The organism is Citrobacter sp. wls706 (assembly GCF_005281305.1).
In the GTDB taxonomy this organism is placed as follows: domain Bacteria; phylum Pseudomonadota; class Gammaproteobacteria; order Enterobacterales; family Enterobacteriaceae; genus Citrobacter; species Citrobacter werkmanii.
This window is the reverse complement of the sequence record NZ_SZXG01000037.1, coordinates 375,243-396,318: the sequence shown is the minus strand read 5'-3', so window position 1 is coordinate 396,318 and position 21,076 is coordinate 375,243. Positions and strand designations below refer to the sequence as shown.

The 21,076-nt window shown below is 53.1% G+C and carries 21 protein-coding genes; 10 read left to right on the top strand and 11 right to left on the bottom strand.

Annotated elements, in window-relative coordinates:
• Positions 1-3: 3 nt before the first annotated feature.
• From sfmF to fimA, 6 genes are all read right to left on the bottom strand, one after another.
• Positions 4-540 (bottom strand): fimbria assembly protein, encoded by a 537-nt coding sequence (sfmF, locus tag FDW92_RS18455; RefSeq protein WP_042309940.1) that lies wholly within the window; start codon positions 538-540, stop codon positions 4-6.
• The gene (fimH, locus tag FDW92_RS18450; protein WP_042309941.1) at positions 533-1,540 is read right to left on the bottom strand and encodes a type 1 fimbria D-mannose specific adhesin FimH; all 1,008 of its coding nucleotides are present in this window, start codon (positions 1,538-1,540) and stop codon (positions 533-535) included. Before fimH ends, sfmF begins: the two co-directional genes overlap by 8 nt.
• Positions 1,541-1,544: 4 nt before the next feature.
• Positions 1,545-4,166 carry a fimbrial biogenesis usher protein gene (locus FDW92_RS18445; protein ID WP_042309942.1) on the bottom strand — a complete coding sequence of 874 codons (2,622 nt, stop codon included), beginning with the start codon at positions 4,164-4,166 and terminating at the stop codon, positions 1,545-1,547.
• Positions 4,167-4,173: 7 nt separating this feature from the next.
• Positions 4,174-4,866, bottom strand: a complete 693-nt coding sequence (fimC, locus tag FDW92_RS18440; protein ID WP_042309945.1) for a type 1 fimbria chaperone FimC — start codon at positions 4,864-4,866, stop codon at positions 4,174-4,176.
• Between the two features lie 41 nt (positions 4,867-4,907).
• The gene (fimI, locus tag FDW92_RS18435) at positions 4,908-5,441 is read right to left on the bottom strand and encodes a type 1 fimbrial protein subunit FimI (RefSeq protein WP_042309947.1); all 534 of its coding nucleotides are present in this window, start codon (positions 5,439-5,441) and stop codon (positions 4,908-4,910) included.
• Between the two features lie 77 nt (positions 5,442-5,518).
• Positions 5,519-6,073, bottom strand: a complete 555-nt coding sequence (gene fimA / locus FDW92_RS18430; protein WP_042309949.1) for a type 1 fimbrial major subunit FimA — start codon at positions 6,071-6,073, stop codon at positions 5,519-5,521.
• Positions 6,074-6,648: 575 nt separating this feature from the next.
• Between fimA and folD the strand changes: the two genes are divergently transcribed.
• The 3 genes from folD to FDW92_RS18415 all read left to right on the top strand — a co-directional run bounded on the left by folD (position 6,649) and on the right by FDW92_RS18415 (position 8,379).
• Positions 6,649-7,515, top strand: coding sequence for a bifunctional methylenetetrahydrofolate dehydrogenase/methenyltetrahydrofolate cyclohydrolase FolD (folD, locus tag FDW92_RS18425; protein WP_003021887.1), 867 nt, complete (start codon positions 6,649-6,651; stop codon positions 7,513-7,515).
• A 1-nt stretch (position 7,516) separates the two neighbouring features.
• Positions 7,517-7,729: a ribosome-associated protein YbcJ gene (ybcJ, locus tag FDW92_RS18420; RefSeq protein WP_016152124.1), complete on the top strand. Its 213-nt coding sequence runs from the start codon at positions 7,517-7,519 to the stop codon at positions 7,727-7,729.
• 125 nt (positions 7,730-7,854) lie between these two features.
• Complete coding sequence (locus tag FDW92_RS18415; protein WP_042309952.1) at positions 7,855-8,379, top strand: metal-dependent hydrolase; 525 nt, start codon at positions 7,855-7,857, stop codon at positions 8,377-8,379.
• An 89-nt stretch (positions 8,380-8,468) separates the two neighbouring features.
• On the opposite strand, the gene cysS is transcribed toward FDW92_RS18415, so the two are convergent.
• A complete protein-coding gene (gene cysS / locus FDW92_RS18410; RefSeq protein ID WP_042309953.1) occupies positions 8,469-9,854 on the bottom strand; it encodes a cysteine--tRNA ligase in 1,386 nt (461 codons plus the stop codon).
• Between the two features lie 173 nt (positions 9,855-10,027).
• Between cysS and ppiB the strand changes: the two genes are divergently transcribed.
• From ppiB to purK, 4 genes are all read left to right on the top strand, one after another.
• Positions 10,028-10,522, top strand: a complete 495-nt coding sequence (gene ppiB / locus FDW92_RS18405; RefSeq protein WP_003021875.1) for a peptidylprolyl isomerase B — start codon at positions 10,028-10,030, stop codon at positions 10,520-10,522.
• Positions 10,523-10,524: 2 nt separating this feature from the next.
• Entirely contained in the window at positions 10,525-11,247 is a 723-nt protein-coding gene (lpxH, locus tag FDW92_RS18400) for a UDP-2,3-diacylglucosamine diphosphatase (RefSeq protein WP_042309956.1), read from the top strand.
• Positions 11,248-11,365: 118 nt separating this feature from the next.
• Positions 11,366-11,875, top strand: a complete 510-nt coding sequence (purE, locus tag FDW92_RS18395; RefSeq protein ID WP_042309959.1) for a 5-(carboxyamino)imidazole ribonucleotide mutase — start codon at positions 11,366-11,368, stop codon at positions 11,873-11,875.
• Entirely contained in the window at positions 11,872-12,939 is a 1,068-nt protein-coding gene (gene purK, locus FDW92_RS18390) for a 5-(carboxyamino)imidazole ribonucleotide synthase (RefSeq protein WP_042309961.1), read from the top strand. Before purE ends, purK begins: the two co-directional genes overlap by 4 nt.
• A 41-nt stretch (positions 12,940-12,980) precedes the next feature.
• Here the strand turns inward: purK and FDW92_RS18385 are convergent, their stop codons facing one another.
• Genes FDW92_RS18385 through FDW92_RS18370 form a run of 4 tightly spaced genes read right to left on the bottom strand, consistent with a single transcriptional unit; the run spans position 12,981 to position 17,635 of the window.
• Complete coding sequence (locus FDW92_RS18385) at positions 12,981-13,874, bottom strand: carbamate kinase (RefSeq protein WP_042309963.1); 894 nt, start codon at positions 13,872-13,874, stop codon at positions 12,981-12,983.
• A gap of 3 nt (positions 13,875-13,877) precedes the next feature.
• The gene (locus tag FDW92_RS18380) at positions 13,878-14,687 is read right to left on the bottom strand and encodes a DUF2877 domain-containing protein (protein WP_042309965.1); all 810 of its coding nucleotides are present in this window, start codon (positions 14,685-14,687) and stop codon (positions 13,878-13,880) included.
• Positions 14,688-14,698: 11 nt separating this feature from the next.
• Complete coding sequence (locus FDW92_RS18375) at positions 14,699-15,958, bottom strand: DUF1116 domain-containing protein (protein WP_042309967.1); 1,260 nt, start codon at positions 15,956-15,958, stop codon at positions 14,699-14,701.
• Positions 15,959-15,967: 9 nt separating this feature from the next.
• Complete coding sequence (locus tag FDW92_RS18370) at positions 15,968-17,635, bottom strand: acyl-CoA synthetase FdrA (protein WP_137400674.1); 1,668 nt, start codon at positions 17,633-17,635, stop codon at positions 15,968-15,970.
• A 316-nt stretch (positions 17,636-17,951) separates the two neighbouring features.
• On the opposite strand from FDW92_RS18370, the gene allD reads away from it, so the two are divergent.
• From allD to allE, 3 genes are read left to right on the top strand one after another with little or no spacing between them, the layout of a single operon-like run.
• Positions 17,952-19,001, top strand: coding sequence for an ureidoglycolate dehydrogenase (gene allD / locus FDW92_RS18365; protein WP_042309971.1), 1,050 nt, complete (start codon positions 17,952-17,954; stop codon positions 18,999-19,001).
• A gap of 21 nt (positions 19,002-19,022) precedes the next feature.
• Entirely contained in the window at positions 19,023-20,258 is a 1,236-nt protein-coding gene (gene allC, locus FDW92_RS18360) for an allantoate deiminase (protein ID WP_042309974.1), read from the top strand.
• Positions 20,259-20,268: 10 nt separating this feature from the next.
• Complete coding sequence (gene allE / locus FDW92_RS18355; RefSeq protein ID WP_042309976.1) at positions 20,269-21,054, top strand: (S)-ureidoglycine aminohydrolase; 786 nt, start codon at positions 20,269-20,271, stop codon at positions 21,052-21,054.
• Positions 21,055-21,076: the final 22 nt, after the last annotated feature.

Genomic DNA, 21,076 nt, shown 5'->3' with positions numbered 1-21,076 from the left:
TGATTAGTTATAGTTAATCATAAACGTGGCATCAGCTCTGGCGACACCGGGCTGCACCCCATCAGCCAGCGCGATATAGTTGGCAAAAAAAGTCAGCGTGGCATTGCCATTCTCATCAATACCGACGGTCTGGCTGGCCTGCTCAAGCGGCAATCGCGTCCGGTCGCTATCGCGCAGCTCAATAGCCACCTTTTGCGCCATAAGCGCGTTATCGAGCGCCAGTAGCGTAGTGCCTGGGGCCGGGGTCCCGGAAAACGTTATCGACGCGGATCCCGGCGGGCAGCCTTCAAGCTTCAGCGTAAACGAGACCGGTTGAGTGGTGTCGCCGCTGGTCTGTAACTGCTTTGTCGGCCAGGTGCCTAAATCAACCGACTTATTGCTGTCGCTGGCAATCACCGCGCAGGTAAAATCCACCACGTTACCGCGCAGTTCAATATTGATTTCCCCCAGCGACGAGGCGGCCTGGCATAACGCGCTGAATGCCAGCATCGGCATAATCGCCAGAAATACCCATGCGGAGGGCGTTTGCTTATTAGTCATAGTCCACTCGCAGATAGCCACGGGCAGTAAAAGGCCCTTCCGTAGGTTTATTGCCCGTCACGCTGACCGGCCATGTCCGGATCCCAACACTCGCCGCGGCGTTGTCATCCAGTTGAAATGGAATAGTACTGGACAGATTGTTGGGCGTGAGTGGATTACCGCGGCTGTCAGCGACAATGAAACCTAAATCCGGGTTGTTTGAAACCATCATTTGCCCGGAGGCTTTCTCCGCTTCTACCCGCATGGTTAAGTAGGCCTGAGCGGCAACGTTGGTGCATTTTATGGCCACCGTTTTAGTCTGCGGATTAATACCTTCGGGCTTGTTGCCCGCGCCCGCCTTGCTAAACAGCGATGCGCCAATATCGCCAAAATCAAACTCGACAATCTGCCCGGCGTTCACTTCGCAGTTTTGTGGAACCTCCACCTTACCGCTGTAACTAATGGTGTAAACCGGCGTACTCAGCGCATCTCCGGTACTGGTGGTGACATAGACTCTGAACATTGTCTGCCGGGGAATGGGCACCATGTTAATAAATGAGCGGATCACTTTGAGTTTAAACACCAGCTTTGAATCCATTACGCCAAAAGGTTGCTGCTTAGGCACGTTAGGGTGAGTCCCCATGCGGATATAGTTACGCGGGGGATAAAACAACCCGGCGTAACTGTCGGTGATGCTCATAGCCCCCAGCAGGTAGTCATTAAGTTTCAGGTACTGAAAACCGCCCTCGGTGCTTTGAACCGGAAGTTCAGTGACATAGCTTCGATAGGTGTAATCCACCGTCGTCCCTGCCGGACAGGTGGCATTGACGCCAATCCAGCCTGATTTTTCCGGCAACGTCACCACCTGTCCCGGTTGGTTGTTGCTGCTGTTAAAGACATTCGACAGATCGTAAAAAACATCCGTTGGTGTGCCATTCGAATTTTGGCAGACCGTTGCCCAGGACGGTTGTGCCATAAGCAGTAACGCGCTTGCCAGTAACAAACCTGTTTGTCGTTTCATCGTATTATTCCTGTCGTGCCGCTGGCGATTCGCACGTCACATTCGTGAGCGTCACCGCCTGTTTCAGGCTCTCTTCAGGCAAGGCATAATGCGCCACGCAACGAGCGTTTGCGCCTTCCCCCCATTGGATCAGCAACTCGCCTTTAAGCGGTAGGCCGCTCAGGTAAATTTGCCCGTCTTCACCCACCATACTGGTCACGCCGCTGGTGTTTTCACGCACAACGGAGCCAAATGGCACAGCTTTACCGGCATATTTCGCCGTCATCAACGCCCGCACCCCGATACGTGTATCAAACGCCGCTCGCACCAATGCCCCTTGCGTTGGCACGACGCTGCTGACGTTGTTTTCCACATCGGTATTGTTATTCATTGAATTGGTGTCTAACGCGACGCGGTTATAGCGATAGACGGTGGCATACGGCATCACCGCGTATCCACGCCAGTCGGTCTGCACGCCGGTCTGGTTTTCTATCCGCACGCCCTGAGCGCCTGGCGCTTTGATCAACACATTGGTATCGCCGAGCGGCTGACTAAGCGTAATGCCATCCGCATGTCCTACCACGCCGCCGGAAAGCTGCCAGTTGTAGTCATGCTGGTCGCGGTCGTAGTTGTATCCCACGCCAAGCGTGCCATAGGCCGCCTGCCAGTTAGCGCTGGCGTTTCCGCTGTAACCATTAGTACTGCTGTGACCCTGATTCACGCTATAGCTCAGGTTACGGCCATCCAGCAACGTACCGCCGATCCCGCTCTGCCAGCTATTTTGTCCGTTGCTATTGCGGTTGGCATTAAAGGTGGCGTAGGTGCGATCGAAGGCATTATCACGCGAGTACCGCCGCCCGCTCAGCAAGCTGAACGGGATTGACATATTGAATGCCAAGATGCGGTCAGTATCGGAGATGCCGACCGATTCATTCCACGACCAGGATAGTGAATAGCTAATCCCCTGCCAACCGCTGGCATAGCCCAGTTGATACCAGGTATTGGTGTCAGAAGTATTCCAGTACGTTTGCTGGCTACCCGAAATATACAGCGATCCGTAATCCCCCAGATTCTGCGAAATGTTGATCTGGAAACGGCCTTTCTTGCTGTAGCTCAGATTGTGGTAACTCTTCACATCTGGCACGTCGTGGCGATTGCCTTCACTGTCGTATTCGTACTCATAGCCTTCCATACTGCGATACGCGACATCGTCGAGGGTATAGAAGCCACGGGTAGAGTAGCGATAGCCCAGAAGCTGAAAGTTAGTGCCAAAATTGTTCAATGACTTCGCATACAGGAAACGCAAAGACTGCCCCTGGTGCGTACTGTCATCCGCCAGTTGGCTGCGCGCATGGGTTAAATCGACGGAAACGGCCCCCCAATCCCCCAGATTTCGCCCGGTACCTAAAACCAGCGCGGTGTAACGTGAGGCTAACTGTGTACCACCATAAGCGGTATAACCCGCTGGTAACCCGGCGATTAATGTTCCCTGGAAAAAGAACGGTGAGGATTGCTGGCTATTGCCGCTGCGAAAATCCCCGGCAACCACGTCATACTTGAAACGCCCTTCTCGCTGTAACAACGGAACCGTGGAGTACGGCACCGTATAGCGCTGCTGGCTACCGTCTTTCTCATCCACCGTCACCTCAAGGTCACCGCTGGAGGAGGTCGGGTTAAGATCGGTTATTGCAAAAGCGCCAGGTGAAACATAGCTTTGATAAATCACGTAGCCATTCTGACGAATAGTCAGTTTCGCTGCGGTACGCGCAATGCCCCGCACGGTAGGCGCATAGCCTTGCAAGCTGTCGGGATACATGCTGTCTGAGGAATAAAGTCGCGCGCCACGAAAACCGACGCTGTCAAAAACGTCATTTCCGGTATTGCTGTCGCCCATCACCAGTTCACCCTTCAGCGGGATAACCGCGCGCTGAAGCCATGTACCGATGTTTTTCCAGCTTTGTGAATGGTATCCGTCGCCTTTGGAATAGCTCCACGCGCCGTTGTTCCTCAGTCTCCAGGGACCATAGTTCAGGCCACTCAACATGCTCAGGAAATAGCTGTCAGTATCGCTCCCACGGCTACCGGTAAAGTTATAGTTAACCAGCGCGGCCGGGATCCCTTCATCCCACTCGTCCGGTGGAATGTAGCCGCGCGCGCTGTTTAACATCGACGCCTGCGGCAGACTGATGTTTAAGCGCAAAGTAGAAAAATCAAAAGCAATTTCACTGCCAGGAATCGCCTCAGGCAAATTGATACAGGTCGCGTTCGGATCCTTACTGAGTGCCGGAAACGCGGCAATATTAACGCCCAGGCGCTTCACCCAGTCGAGTCCAAAGCACGGCATCAGTCCGCCAGACTTCTCCCCGGCTTTTCCCGCACTGCTGACAAAACGAATGTCCTGGGTAGCAACGAATTCATCATTGCGCCAGATATCCACACGATAAACGCCTTCAGGCTGATGATTACCTTTTTCAAAACGTGATAAATCCGCCACGGTTGCGGTATCCGCAGATAAAAATGCCGGATTAAAATAGCTTTCCCCATGGCTTAAAGAGGGAAAGAGCGCCGCCAGCGTGGACAACGCCACCCCCGCCAGCGGTGGCGTAACCCCCGGTAACAGGTCAGGAAAATACGTTGTCTTATTCATCGTTATCTCAACGCACGCTTACCGTTTTGGCGGTGGTCACCGCGCCATAATCATTGACCGTCTGGAAGGTAACGTTGCCCTGTACGCCCGTTGGCAGCAGTACCTGCGTATCGCTTTTCGGTGCAACCATGACGTTATCGATCTTCGTTTTCCCCACATTAAGGTTGACCAACGTGACGTAATACGCAGACGGATTGTTGATTTTCAGGTGGTTGCCGGAACGGGAAAACTGCAGAATGCCGGGAGCATCTTCCGGGATGTGCGGCAGATTATTTGGGCGGACAAAAAGTTTAATGCGCGACAAAATCGCCAGTTGCAAAACGTTTTTACCCTCAAGGCTGTTCTTATTGACTGACGGAATGGCTTTCACGTTCATCCAGAACAGCGACTCACGATCTTTGGGCAGTGGCGCACCTGCGTAGATGATACGCAATGTGTTTTCGCTTTTAGCCTCACTGACAAACAACGGAGGCGTCACGACAAACGATTTTTCTTTAACCCCTGCGCTATTCTCGATCCATGAATTTACCAGGTAACGTTCTTTGGTATCGCTATTGCTAATAGACAGCGAAGTTTGTTTGGCATCAGCTGGATAAATAACACGGGTAGCGCCTAATGCAATGCCTCCGGCTGCCTGCACACTGGCAGCAGAAAATAAGGCCAGTAAAAGGATAAAACCTGATTTTAGATTATTAAACATAGCTACAAATACCTTTGATGCGATTATCGTTGGGAAATAAATCAGGGATAAACCAACGTAAACCACACGTCTGAACGAAGTATTCCCGGTGTGATATTTTCCGAGACGGCCCGATAGCGAGCAGTGAAATGAAACGTCATCTCTTGGGTGATAATCGGCGCGTAATGAAGCGGTAGAGCATTCGGAATTATTTGCTGTTGTCGCTCGTCAAATAGCGCCAGACCAACCCCCGAAGATGCAGACGCATCGCCGCTGGCCAGAAATACCTGCGGATCTTCCGCTGGCGTCACACCGGCAAACGCAATCCCGACGTGGTCATAAACATCAGAACTACACGACGTTAATCGCAGTGAAAACGGTACGCTGGTAGAGGCAAAGCTTCCCGTTCCGGAGAAGGCATTGGTACGATATTGCCCCATTTGCACCCGCAAATTCTGGCTGTCGGTGGCGACCGTACAGGCGCCGTTAACGAGCTGCCCTCGTAAGTGGAGGCGCCCGCTTTCCAGTATTACCGTATGAGCAAGCGCAGGCATTACGCACAGCATTCCCGCCAGCGCCACGCCTTTCCCTATCATCTGCCGCATCCTTTTTCATCCCCGGATATTGCCTCATCCAATGAGGCGAACATCATCCTTGCGCGAATCTAAACGGCTTATTCGTACTTCATGATAAACGTCGCGTCGGCATTCGCCTGACCCGGCGTAGCGCTGGTCGCGGTCGCTTTATAACGGGCAGAGAAACGCAGGGTGTTGGTCCCTTCTACCAGCGCCTGAGCGGTAGAGAAGGTTGCTCCATCCGGCTTCAGCGCGGTGGACGTATTGTCCAGAATTTCAATCCCTACACCGCCCGCGGTAGTGCTGTTATCCGAGGAGGAAACGGCCAGCAGGTTATTGTTAATGAGGTCAGTCTGACCAGAGAAAGCAACCGCGGCGGTCGCAGCCACTTTCGGGTCACAGTCGTTCAGTACGATAGTGAACGGAATTTGTGCCGTCGTGTCGCCTACTGCAGCAAAACTGGCGGTACGATATTGGCCTAACGTAACAACCTGATCGGATGACTGAGTGCTGACTGCACAGGCTGCATTGACCAGTTCACCTTCAAAATGCACGGTACCACCGCTAACGCTTACCGGATCGGCCGCAACCGCTGCGCCCGCAACTAACATCAGGCTGGCAATAACAGAAGAGGTCATTAATTTACGTTTCATGGATTTCCCTTGAATTACATACATCCGGCTCCGGCGTCCTGCGGGATCCGTTTGAATCATTATCGACATTAAATGTCAGGCTAATTATCTCTGCATCCTGTAAAGATATATATCGCAAGAGAATTAGTTAACTTTTTACCCCTACTCTCCTGAGTATTTGATTCACTAATTAATCTTCGCGAATATGACTATTCGTCACAGCGTTAAATTAAACATTTCAATTAATGAAAAATACCTGCAAATCCTTTTAATGCTCCTGGCTAATTCTTATTGGGATCCAGGAAAATTCTGGGTAAAAATGAGGTAAAAGACACCATAATCAGACGTAACAGACTGGTTTATGGTGCATTAACCTTGAAAACACCAGGGTGATGAGTTGTTTCATTGACGTTAAATTTAATTAGCATGATCATGAGTTATGTGAACGGTCTCAGCGTCTGAACCGACCCTGCCCGCTGACCGCGTTCCCCGCAATCGCACGTAAAAACGCAAACGAAAACTGACAGCACGTTCTGCTTCTGACAAAATAGTGACATCCCCTTCGATTTAACGTAACAGACGGAATCCTCTCTCTGATGGCAGCAAAGATTATTGACGGTAAAACGATTGCGCAGCAGGTGCGCTCTGAGGTTGCTCAAAAAGTTCAGGCGCGTTTAGCGGCTGGATTACGCGCCCCAGGCCTGGCTGTTGTGCTGGTAGGTAGCAACCCGGCTTCGCAGATTTATGTCGCGAGTAAACGCAAAGCCTGTGATGAAGTGGGGTTTGTCTCCCGCTCTTATGACCTGCCTGAAACCACCAGCGAGGCGGAGCTTCTTGAGCTGATCGATACGCTCAATGCAGATACCACCATCGACGGTATCCTGGTACAACTGCCATTACCGGCAGGTATCGACAACGTTAAAGTGCTGGAGCGTATTGCACCGGATAAAGACGTAGACGGTTTCCACCCGTATAACGTTGGTCGTCTGTGTCAACGCGCGCCGCGTCTGCGTCCATGTACTCCGCGCGGGATTGTCACTCTGCTTGAGCGTTATAACATCGATACCTATGGTCTGAATGCCGTAGTGATTGGCGCCTCAAATATTGTCGGACGCCCGATGAGCATGGAGCTGCTGCTGGCTGGCTGCACCACCACGGTCACCCACCGATTCACCAAAGATCTGCGTCGCCACGTAGAACATGCGGACCTGCTGATTGTTGCTGTCGGCAAACCTGGCTTTATTCCCGGCGAGTGGATCAAAGAAGGTGCGATTGTGATTGATGTCGGCATCAACCGTCTGGAGAATGGTAAGGTTGTTGGCGATGTGGTCTTTGAAGATGCTGCCGCGCGTGCGTCATATATCACGCCGGTACCGGGCGGCGTAGGCCCAATGACTGTCGCCACACTTATCGAAAACACGCTACAGGCGTGTGTTGAATACCATGATGTAAAGGACGTTTAAGATGGCCACATTTTCACTGGGTAAACACCCTCACGTTGAACTCTGCGATTTGCTGAAGCTGGAAGGCTGGAGCGAAAGCGGCGCCCAGGCAAAGATTGCTATTGGCGAAGGTTTAGTGAAGGTCGATGGCGCTGTTGAAACGCGCAAACGCTGTAAAATCGTTGCCGGACAGACCGTCAGCTTTGAAGGCCACAGCATTAACGTCGTGGCGTGACCCCGAGTGCCGGATGAGGTTAACACCGCGTCCGGCCACTTCCCCATCTCATTTTCAGATAATGACTTCATCCCTACTTCACAGTGAACGGCTAGCATGTTGTTTTTCCACACGAAGCGAACATCATGCCAACCATCATTACTCACGCGGCCGTTCCACTCTGTTTAGGATTAGGTCTCGGACTTAAAGTCATTCCCCCGCGATTACTGTTTACCGGCGTCATTCTGGCTATGCTGCCGGATGCCGACGTGCTGTCGTTTAAGCTTGGCGTCGCCTACGGCAACGTGTTTGGTCATCGTGGCTTTACCCACTCACTGCTGTTCGCCTTTGTCGTGCCGCTACTTTGCGTATTGATTGGCCGACGATGGTTTAAAGCCGGATTGATTCGCTGCTGGCTATTCCTGACGCTTTCACTGCTGTCGCACAGTCTGCTGGATTCTGTCACCACCGGCGGCAAAGGCGTCGGCTGGCTGTGGCCGTGGTCGGATGAACGCTTTTTCGCGCCGTGGCAGGTGATTAAAGTCGCGCCGTTCGCGCTGTCACGCTACGCGACCCCTTACGGGCATCAGGTTATTATTTCGGAATTATTATGGGTGTGGCTACCGGGAGTGATGATGATGGGTGTGCTGTGGTGGTACAGACGTCATTAATAGTGCCTGATGGCGCTATGCTTATCAGGCCTACCGATCATTACATCGTAGGCCGGATAAGGCGTTAGACGCCATCCGGCAATAGAGAGTTACTTACGGCGCCAGGTGGTGCCCTGCGGGCCATCTTCCAGCACGATGCCCATCTCGTTGAGACGGTCACGCGCGGCGTCAGCTGCCGCCCAGTCTTTGGCTTTACGCGCGTCCAGACGCTGCTGAATTAACGCTTCAATTTCAGCAACTTCACCGTCATCCGCCTGCGCGCCGCTTTGCAGGAACGCTTCCGGATCCTGTTCCAGCAGGCCCAGCACGCTGGAGAGCTTGCGCAGATGCGCAGCCATACCGTTAGCCGCCGCCATATCTTCACCCTTCAGGCGGTTAACTTCACGCGCCATATCAAACAGCACGGAGTAAGCTTCCGGCGTGTTGAAGTCATCGTCCATCGCTTCAATGAAACGCGCTTCAAAGTCCTCGCCACCCGCAGGGGCAACGGATTTGTCGGTACCACGCAGCGCGGTGTACAGACGTTCCAGCGCAGAACGCGCCTGTTTCAGGTTCTCTTCGCTGTAGTTCAACTGGCTACGGTAATGACCCGACATCAGGAAGTAGCGAATGGTTTCGGCGTCGTAGTATTTCAGCACGTCGCGTACGGTAAAGAAGTTGCCCAGCGATTTGGACATTTTCTCGCGGTCAACCATCACCATCCCGGAGTGCATCCAGTAGTTCACGTATTCGCCATCGTGCGCACAGGTGGACTGCGCGATTTCGTTTTCATGGTGCGGGAACATCAGGTCGGAGCCACCGCCATGAATATCGAAATGGTTGCCCAACTGTTTGCAGTTCATCGCCGAACACTCGATATGCCAGCCCGGACGACCTGCGCCCCATGGAGACGGCCAGCTAGGTTCGCCCTCTTTGGACATTTTCCACAGCACAAAGTCCATCGGGTTGCGCTTCACGTCAACCACGTCAACGCGAGCGCCCGCCTGCAACTGATCCAGAGCCTGGCGTGACAGCTGACCGTAGTTCGGGTCAGTCGGAACGTCGAACATCACGTCGCCGTTATCGGCAACATAAGCGTGACCTTTGGCAATCAGCTGTTCGGTGATCTCAATAATCTCGGCGATATGGTGCGTAGCGCGAGGTTCCAGGTCCGGGCGCAGAATATTCAGCGCATCGAAATCGCTATGCATTTCCGCAATCATACGATCAACCAGCGCGACAAAGCTCTCGCCGTTTTCATTTGCGCGCTTGATGATTTTGTCGTCGATATCGGTAATGTTGCGCACATACTTCAGCTTATAGCCGAGGAAACGCAGATAACGCGCAACGACGTCGAAAGAAACAAAAGTACGTCCGTGGCCAATATGACAGAGATCGTAAACGGTAATACCACACACGTACATGCCGACTTCCCCGGCATGAATAGGTTTGAATTCCTCTTTTTGGCGCGTCAGTGTATTAAAGATTTTTAACATCGAAGATTCCGTGTAGACGTGTGTGGATAGTAAAGTCTGTATAATACCCATAATTTAGACCGGAAGCAGCACACTTTGCGAGGTGATCGCAGCTTGCGGTTATGCTATAACACACCCCTAACTCTGACCCTTGACAGGGTCGAAGCACCAATCTATCGGAACAGGATGCAAAAATGGTTACTTTCCACACTAATCACGGCGATATCGTAATCAAAACGTTTGATGATAAAGCGCCTGAAACAGTTAAAAACTTCCTGGACTACTGCCGCGAAGGTTTTTATAACAACACCATTTTCCACCGTGTTATTAACGGTTTCATGATCCAGGGCGGTGGTTTCGAGCCAGGCATGAAGCAAAAAGCCACGAAAGAAGCGATCAAAAACGAAGCGAACAACGGTCTGAAAAACACCCGTGGTACGCTGGCAATGGCGCGTACTCAGGCTCCGCACTCCGCAACCGCACAGTTCTTCATCAACGTTGCTGACAATGACTTCCTGAACTTCTCCGGCGAAAGCATGCAGGGTTGGGGTTACTGCGTGTTTGCTGAAGTTGTTGAAGGCATGGACGTGGTTGATAAAATCAAAGGCGTTTCCACTGGTCGCAGCGGTATGCATCAGGATGTGCCTAAAGAAGACGTCATCATTGAAAACGTGACCGTCAGCGAGTAATCGTGGCGACACTGTTTATTGCAGATCTTCACCTCTGCACAGAAGAACCGGCGATCACCGCCGGTTTTCTGCGTTTTTTAGCCGGTGATGCGCGACAAGCCGATGCGCTGTACATTCTCGGCGACCTGTTCGAAGCCTGGATTGGCGACGACGACCCTAATCCGCTGCATCATCAAATAGCCGCGGCGATAAAATCACTGGTTGATTCCGGCGTTCCCTGCTTTTTTATTCACGGCAACCGTGATTTTCTGCTCGGCAAACGTTTTGCCCGTGAGAGCGGCATGACTTTACTGCCCGAAGAGAAAATGCTCGATCTGTATGGTCGCAAGGTACTGATCATGCATGGCGACACGTTATGCACCGACGATGCTGGCTATCAGGCGTTTCGCGCCAAAGTGCATCAATCCTGGTTACAAAAACTATTCCTCGCCCTGCCATTGTTCATTCGCCAACGTATTGCCGCGAAAATGCGCGCCAACAGCAAAGCAGCCAACAGCAGTAAGTCGCTGGAGATCATGGATGTGAATCAGCAGGCCGTTATTGCCGAGCTGGAAAATCATCAGGTCCAGTGGTTAATTCACGGTCATACCCACCGTCCGGCAGTACACGAACTTACGGCCAATGGGCAACCCGCCTTCCGCGTAGTATTAGGCGCCTGGCACAGCGAAGGTTCGATGATCAAAGTCACACCACACGACGTTGAACTGATCGCATTTCCATTTTAACTCCCCCGTCAAAACGCTTGCTACACAGGCTACGCAATCGTTTTCCTTGACGGTGAATTATGCTATTCTCTGTGGCCTCAAAAGTCGAGTGTAGTGCACCACAGGAGTTTTCAGACGCATGTCTTCCCGCAATAATCCGGCGCGTGTCGCCATCGTGATGGGGTCCAAAAGCGACTGGGCTACCATGCAGTTCGCCGCCGAAATCTTCGAAATGTTGGACGTTCCACATCATGTTGAGGTCGTCTCTGCTCACCGTACCCCAGACAAACTGTTCAGTTTCGCCGAAGGCGCTGAAGAGAACGGTTATCAGGTGATTATTGCCGGTGCCGGTGGTGCTGCACATTTGCCTGGTATGATTGCGGCGAAAACGCTGGTGCCTGTTTTAGGCGTTCCGGTACAAAGCGCAGCGTTGAGCGGCGTAGATAGCCTTTATTCCATCGTTCAAATGCCTCGCGGTATTCCGGTGGGCACGCTGGCGATCGGCAAAGCGGGCGCGGCCAATGCGGCCCTGCTGGCCGCGCAAATTCTGGCAACACACGACAAAGAATTGCATCAGCGTCTGGCTGAGTGGCGTAAAGCGCAAACCGACGAGGTGCTGGAGAACCCGGACCCGCGAGGTGTAGCATGAAGCAGGTCTGCGTACTCGGCAATGGTCAGCTAGGACGCATGTTGCGTCAGGCCGGTGAGCCGCTGGGGATTGCGGTCTGGCCCGTCGGGCTGGACGCCGAACCCGCCGCCGTTCCTTTTCAACAAAGCGTGATCACCGCTGAGATTGAGCGCTGGCCGGAAACGGCGCTCACCCGCGAACTGGCACGTCACCCGGCGTTTGTTAACCGCGACGTCTTCCCGATTATTGCTGACCGTCTGACGCAAAAACAGCTTTTTGACAAACTCAACCTGGCGACCGCGCCATGGCAACTGCTGGCGGATAAAAGCGAATGGTCTGCGGTGTTTGACAAACTCGGCGAGTTGGCAATTGTGAAGCGTCGCGTCGGCGGCTACGACGGTCGTGGACAGTGGCGTTTACGCGCGAATGAAACCGAACAACTGCCAGACGACTGCTACGGCGAGTGCATCGTCGAGCGAGGAATCAACTTCTCCGGTGAAGTCTCACTGATTGGCGCGCGTGCGCACGACGGCAGCACCGTCTTCTATCCGCTGACCCATAACCTTCATCAGGACGGCATTCTGCGCACCAGCGTGGTATTTCCGCAGGCTAACGCTAAACAACAGGCGCAGGCCGAAGCGATGCTCTCTGCCATCATGCAGGAGCTGGGCTATGTCGGTGTGATGGCGATGGAGTGTTTCATCACCCCGGAAGGTCTGCTGATTAATGAACTGGCTCCGCGCGTGCACAACAGCGGGCACTGGACGCAAAACGGCGCCAGCATCAGCCAGTTTGAACTGCATCTGCGCGCCATTACCGGCCTGCCGCTGCCGACGCCGGTGGTGAACAATCCTTCGGTGATGGTAAACCTGATCGGCAGCGACCTGAACTACGACTGGCTGAAGCTGCCGCTGGTGCATCTGCACTGGTATGACAAAGATGTACGCGAAGGGCGTAAGGTGGGACACTTGAACCTGAGCGACAGCGATACCGCGCGCCTTAGCGCCACGCTGGAAGCGCTCATTCCCCTGCTGCCGCCGGAATATGCCAGCGGTATCATCTGGGCGCAGTCAAAGCTGAAATAAACCGATACGGGAGGTGTGCCTGCGCACGCCTCCCGTTACTTTTACAGACGAATGCAGGTTCCGGCTTTCCCCGCCAACGTGTCTTCAATGCGAGACAGCGCGCCAATCCACGCGGGTTTTCCACGTCGCTTCACGTATCCGCTTACGGCTGTCACCTTTGGCCCCATCGAACCATCAGCTTTAGCAAACGGTGCCAGTTCATCAGGAGAGGCTTGTCGAATCGCACGTTGCTCTGGTGTGCCCCAGTTCTCATAGACCGCATCAGCATCGGTGAGGATAACCAGACCGTCGGCATCGATCTGTTCAGCCAGCAATGCCGCCGCCAGATCCTTATCAATGACCGCTTCAGACCCAACCCCTTCCCCGGTAACCGGCACGCCGCCACCGCCGCTACAAATCACCACATGGCCTTCTTTGAGCAAGAGCTTAATAGCATCGCTTTCGACGATCTGGCGAGGCTCAGGCGAGGCGACAACACGACGCAGGTATTTGCCGTCACGTTTCATATGCCAGCCGTAGGTGGCTTCCAGCTGCGTTTGATCTGCAGGCGAATACACCGGGCCGATAAATTTTTCCGGCGCCATAAACGCGGGATCGTCTTCAGACACCACAATTCGCGTTAACACTGTGGTCACCGGCGGCATCTCCGGTTCAGCGGTCAGACTTTGCGCTAACATATAACCAATCATGCCCTGAGTCTCTGCCACCAGCACATCCAGCGGGTAAGGTTCAACCTCCTTCCAGGCAAGATTCTGTAACGATAACAGACCAACCTGCGGCCCATTGCCATGTACGATGGCCAGGCGGTACGAACGCGCCAGACGCGCCAGGGCAGGTACGGCGCTGGCAATATTACGATATTGATTTTCTGCCGTCAGCGCCTCGCCGCGCTGCAATAATGCGTTGCCACCAAGAGCAACAACCAGCGTTTTCATTCCCTATCCTTCTATGATTTGTTGCCCAAGCCAGAACCCCAACAGGGTGTCTGCGCCGGAGGTATGCCCGAGCGCTAGCAGCGAATTTATCGCCGCGTCCATCCTTTGGTGTCGGCCCAAAGCATGAGTGAAGTGGAGCAAAGGTGAAGCGAAGTATCCTAATGCCGCGTAGCGTAAGTAGCTCACGCTAACCACGGTCGTCGCCAGTTCAAGATTGCCGGAATATTCAAAGAAACGATGGCCGGAATCCTTATTCAGCGCGCCAAAATACCAGGCGGCCAGAAGCATTCCGGTCAACGTATCATCATGGCTGGGCGTTAAACCTGGCCCCTTACCTAACCACTGCCGCCAGTCTGTCGATAAGCCAGCCAGCGCCGAGAAAAAGCAATGGCGGAACTGACGTAACTCGGAGCACAAAGGCAAATTTGCCGCCAGCATTAACGGCCCGAATAACCCCGTTTCCTCGCCGCGCTCCATCCAGGCGGATGCAAGGCGTGGAGCATGTGGGCGGGACGTTATTTTCAACGAACAATAACGCTGCGGTTGGCGCAACAGAAACGGTCCCAACACGATCCCCTCGGGGACAGCCTGAGGGGTTTCACTACCGCTTAACGCCATACACAGCGCATCAAAATCAGGCGCACGGATCACCCATCCTCCCGGGCTAAAACCACTGCCCTGGCGGTGCAGCGTTAACAGTGCGCCTCCTTCGGCCACAAGGTTAATCGAGCGCCGCCAGATCCCGGATAGCTGCCATGACTGGCGAAAATCCGGAGACTGCTGACTGCCCATCAGAGGACGGATGATCATCATGCGCGGCTCTCTTAGCTAATGCCCATACTTTCAGCCAGCGCTTCCAGAGCCAGCTCAAAGCAGGCCAACGGCGCACGAACTGTGCCCGCGCCGATCTGACCAATACCGGCTTCTTTATGGGCAATACCCGTGTTGATCAGCGGCGTAATACCTGTTTCCACGACGCGACGGATATCAAGACCAAGGCAAGCCCCCTGGAAATCCCAGCCAGGGATCTGCAACTGCATATTGCGTTCCAGATAGATTTCAGCCATCTCCTCGGAAACGGACTTCGCGGCCTCCATCCCTCCGGCACCGACAAAACGCGTTACGCCAGGGGCAGCGATCATCGCGGCGCCGCCAATCCCAAAGGTTTCGGTGATGGCGCTATCGCCCATATCCGGGTTAGCTTGTTCCTGCGAGAAGCCGGTAAAGAACAGCCCCTGCGGTGTGTTAACCGGCGCAGTAAACCAGCGATCGCCAAGTCCGCTCACCCGGATACCGAACATATCGCCATTACGGGTCATTGCGGTCACAATACTGCCGGAACGCACCATTGCTCCGGCATCCATTGCCGCTTTGCAGTAAGCCATCGCCAGGTTCAAGAAGAACTGGTCGGTCACACTGAGAAAATCCATCACCTCAGCAATCTGCTGCTTATCATGTTCCAGACGGGCAATTTGCGGTGCCAGAGTTCGCATCAGCAGAGCTGAAGAGGCAATGTTGCGCTGATGGAACTCATCGCCCATCGTAATGCCCTGCGCCATCATGGCGGTCAGATCAATACCCTGTTCCAGATTGGCCAGCGCCGCGCTTAAAACAGGCATCAGGACATCGCGCATCCAACGTAGACGCTGCTGGACATCTTCGCCATACGCGCCGAAGCGCATCACTTTGCCAATCCCTTCGTTGAGATTGCAGTAAGCCCGGTTACCGTCGGTGATATTTTCCACCACCAGCATCGGCATGCTGGCAGAGGTGATTCCCCCCATTGGCCCCACAGCATTAACATGGTGGCAAGGTACGAACCGGACTTTGCCCTGCTCCAGTAAAGCCAGCGCGCTCATCTCATCATTGGCCCACCCTTCAAACAGACATGCACCAATACAGGCCCCTTTCATCGGACCAGTCATCTCTTGCCAACGCATTGGCGGTCCCGCATGCAGCAACGTTTTCCCTTCATTGAGCTCGCGAATTAATGAGGAGGCTGGTTGCACATCCAGCCAGTGCGGACGCGCACGACGAATTTGTTCGATTACTGCAGCATTGGCTTGCGCCACTGATGTAAACATTGGAACCCCTTATTGCAAACGTTCTAATAAACGAGCCAGTTTCTTATTACCGCCAGCGACAGGCGCCCACTGGTAATGCACCACAGGCATTTCTGCCGCCTGTAAATCCAGTGCAAAACTGCGTAACCCGGCATTGATGACCGCCACTTTTTCCAGTAGCGGAGGTGTGGATTTGTCAGATAACGGTTGAGATGGACGAATCAGTTCGGCGGCAAGCAGCGTTGCCTCAGGCAGTGAACTCACTACGGCAATGCCGGCATCTTCCAGTGTGGCAATCTGCAGTGAGCGACACTGCGGATCGCGTTCTGTACCTGTCACCGTCGCAATCGCATACAGCGGTTGCTCATGGCCTCGCGCAGCGCACGCCTTCTGCCAGGCCTGAACCAACGATGCGGCCGGATCTGCCGTCGCGCCGTAACCAATCACGACATCAACTAACAGTACGCGTACCTGCGGCTGCGTCCCCAGATCCGTAATCAGTTGATTACGTAAGGCAGGGTCAATCATCGGATGCGGCCGCCCGACGGTGTAAAAATCATCCCCCAGATCGATAATCTGGTGCCCGGCGGCATCCAGCATCATGCCATGATGATGTTGTGCATCCGCGGTGACATTCAGGTGGGCGGCCAGCAGCCCAGCGGCTTCGGCGGCCAGCGTACCTCCGGTGTATAACCCTCGGATCACACCGTCTCCTGTGGTTGAAAGCGAGCTGCGTCGCGCCGCGACTCTCGCCAGTAAACAGGCCAGACGGGCCGCATCGTCCAACGTCGCGGCAAACCAGACGTTTTCGTCGCGGGCGACCGCGGAGGTGTAACCTAAAAACAGGGCTACCACGGGTTTGCCGGTGGCCTTCATCGCCGTCACGATATGCTGGCGAACAACCTCCGCCGGTGGTTTCGACACAAAAGCCAACACCTGGCTTTTGTCGTCTGCGCCAAGCATCTCCATCGCGGTAAGCGCGCTAATCCCCCCTACCTCGGCGCTCAGGTCCCGTCCGCCCAGACCGATGGCGTGAGTGATGCCTTCCCCGGCCAGCGCTATCTGTGAACAGAGCTCCTGAATCCCTGTGCCGGAGGCGCCCAGCACACCGATATTGCCTTCCGGCATCACGTTGGCAAAAGCCAGCGGCGTGCCCGCAATCATGGCGGTTCCGCAGTCCGGTCCCATCACCAGCAGACCTTTATCCTGCGCACGGCGCTTGAGGGTGATTTCATCTTCCAGGGTCACGTTATCGGAGAACATCATGACATTCAGGTTGCGATCCAACGCCTGGTTCGCCAGCTCCGCCGCGTATTCACCGGCGACGGAAATGAGCGTCATATTCGCCTCAGGCAGTTTCTGGCACGCGCTTTCCCAGCGTCTGACCTGCAGGAGCGTTTGGCTACCGCCAGTGGCCTGCGCCAGCTGCTGCAACGACTCATCCAGTTGTTGCAGAATGGCCTGCGTAATACTTTCATCAGCCGTTTCAGTGCGAATCGCCACACAAATATCGTTTGGCGTCGCATTATTAAAATCGTCATGCCAAAACCCGGTCGTTTCCAGCAATGATTTATTTGCTGGCGTTCCCATCATGACCGATACATCGTCTACATTTTCGGACTCACTCAGCTTGCGTGAAATAATCATTAAACTGACAGAGTCCTGAAAACACCCTTTTTTAATAAAGGCGTGGATCATAACAACCCCTTAATAATTGCACCCATGGCAATTGCACGAGTAGTGTTAATGTGTAGCTCAAGGTATATATCTGGAATCCCAAATAGAGTGACTGGCATCACACTGGAATTATTAACAAAATAAATTTAACAACCACCAGAGTATTAAACATTATTTTTTAACGGCATTGTTTATTTAAAAAGAAAGGGCAAATCAACACTGATTATCAAATAAATTCTAACTATATTTTTTTGTGTGTCTGGATCACATAATCAATTTTTATTCCCGGTATGTTAACGGCAGTCATGCTTCACACCGTCGTTAAAAAGGAAGACAGATGAAAATCAGTCGGGAAACACTCCACCAGCTTATCGAGAATAAGCTTTGCAAGGCCGGACTAAAACGTGAGCACGCCACAACGGTTGCTGAGGTATTGGTTTACGCCGATGCCAGAGGCATTCACTCTCATGGCGCCGTACGCGTTGAATACTATGCTGAGCGCATTTCAAAAGGCGGTACCAACCGCGAACCCACATTTCGTTTTGAAGATACCGGTCCCTGTACAGCGATTTTGCATGCCGATAATGCCGCCGGGCAAGTCGCAGCAAAGATGGGTATGGAGCATGCCATTAAAATTGCTAAAAAAAATGGTGTCGCCGTCGTTGGCATTAGCCGAATGGGGCACAGCGGTGCCATTTCTTACTTTGTGCAGCAAGCCGCTCGCGCTGGTCTGATCGGCCTCTCCGTGTGCCAGTCCGACCCGATGGTGGTACCGTTCGGCGGCGCAGATATTTACTACGGTACCAATCCGTTAGCCTTCGCTGCGCCAGGAGAAGGCGACGACATCATGACGTTTGATATGGCGACAACGGTGCAGGCATGGGGAAAAGTTCTGGATGCCCGCTCCCGCAACGAGCCGATTCCGAATACCTGGGCAGTCGATAAAAACGGCGCGCCAACTTCCGATCCATTTGCTGTCAATGCGTTGCTACCTGCGGCTGGGCCTAAAGGCTATGGCCTGATGATGATGATCGATGTGTTATCCGGCATTTTATTGGGATTACCGTTTGGTCGTCAGGTCAGTTCAATGTATGAGGATTTACATGCCGGTCGGAATTTAGGCCAACTGCATTTGGTTATTAATCCCGACTTTTTCTCCTCCAGCCAATTATTCCGCCAGCACCTCAGCCAGACCATGCAAGAGTTAAATAACGTTACTCCTGCACCCGGCTTTAAACAAGTTTATTACCCCGGACAGGATCAAGATATTAATCAACGCAATGCCGCGGTCCATGGTATCGACATTGTTGACGATATTTATCAATACCTGATTTCCGATGCCCTCTATCTCAAGTCATACGAAACAAAGAATCCCTTTGCACAATAATTATTGAAACAGGAATTTCATATGATCAACCATTTTCGTCACGCAATTGAAGAAACCCTTCCCTGGCTCTCTTCCTTTGGCGCGGATCCTACCGGTGGGATGACGCGCTTGCTGTATTCGCCAGAATGGCTTGAAACACAACAGCAATTCAAAAAACGCATGGACGCCAGCGGCCTGGAAACTCGCTTTGATGAAGTGGGCAACTTATACGGTCGTCTGCTTGGGAACGAATCGCCGGAACAGGTCATTTTAAGCGGCTCGCATATTGATACCGTCGTCAACGGCGGCAATCTTGACGGCCAGTTTGGCGCGCTGGCGGCATGGCTCGCGGTTGACTGGCTCAAGAGCACCTATGGCGCACCGCTGAAAACGGTCGAAGTCGTTTCCATGGCGGAAGAGGAAGGCAGCCGTTTCCCGTATGTCTTCTGGGGCAGCAAAAACATTTTTGGACTGGCAAATCCCGATGACGTCCGTAATATCCAGGACGCGAAAGGCACCCGTTTTGTTGACGCAATGAACGCCTGCGGCTTTACCCTCCCCGCAGAGCCGCTTCATGCCCGTAATGACATCAAAGCCTTCGTTGAATTACACATCGAACAAGGTTGTGTGCTTGAAAGTAATGGCCAGTCGATAGGCGTCGTCAGCGCGATTGTCGGCCAACGTCGCTATACGGTAACGCTGAACGGTGAATCCAACCATGCGGGGACAACGCCGCTGAGCTACCGTCGCGATACCGTATACGCTTTCAGTCGCATCTGCAGCCAGTCTATCGAGAAAGCCAAAAAGCATGGCGATCCTCTGGTACTGACCTTTGGTAAGGTAGAGCCGCAGCCGAACACCGTCAACGTGGTGCCAGGCAAAACGACCTTCACAATCGATTGCCGTCATACCGATGCCGACGTATTGCGTGATTTTACTCAACAACTGGAAAACGACATGCGCGCCATCTGCGATGAAATGGATATCGGCATTGATATCGATTTGTGGATGGATGAAACGCCGGTCCCGATGGACAGTAAACTGGTCTCTACCCTTACCGAACTGTGTGAAAAAGAACAGCTGAACTACCGTGTCATGCACAGTGGCGCAGGCCATGATGCGCAAATTTTCGCTCCCCGCGTACCGACCTGCATGATTTTCATTCCCAGCATTAACGGTATCAGCCACAACCCCGCTGAACGCACAAACATTAACGACCTTGCCGAAGGGGTCAAAACTCTGGCATTAATGCTTCATCAACTTGCCTGGCAGAAATAAGGAGTCACCCATGGGATATCTGAATAACGTCACGGGTTATCGCGATGATTTATTGGCTAATCGCGCAATTGTAAAACACGGTAACTTTGCCCTGCTAACCCCGGACGGACTGGTTAAAAATATCATTCCGGGTTTTGAAAACTGTGACGTCACCATCCTCTCAACGCCAAAACTGGGCGCGTCATTTGTTGACTATCTGGTGACCCTACGCCAGAACGGCGGCCACCACAGCGGTTTTGGCGGCGAAGGTATTGAAACGTTCGTGTATGTTATTTCCGGCAAAATTGAGGCGAAAGCGGAAGGTAAAACCTTTGCTTTAACCCAGGGCGGATATCTGTATTGCCCGCCAGGTGAACTGCTCACCTTTAATAATGCCCAGACAGAAGACAGCCAACTGTTTTTATACAAACGCCGTTATACGCCGGTGGCAGGCCATTCACCATGGCTGGTCTCCGGTAATGCCAACCAGTTAGAACGTATTCATTATGAAGGCATGGATGACGTAATCCTGCTGGATTTCCTGCCTAAAGAATTAGGCTTCGATATGAATATGCATATTCTGTCATTCGAACCCGGCGCCAGTCATGGTTATATCGAAACGCATGTACAGGAACATGGGGCTTATATTCTCTCAGGTCAGGGCGTTTATAACCTCGATAACCAATGGATCCCGGTGAAAAAAGGCGACTACATCTTTATGGGCGCGTACTCCCTGCAGGCGGGTTACGGCGTGGGGCGTGGTGAAGCGTTCAGCTATATCTATTCCAAAGATTGCAACCGGGATGTTGAGATTTAACGGCGAACAGCCCGCCTGATAA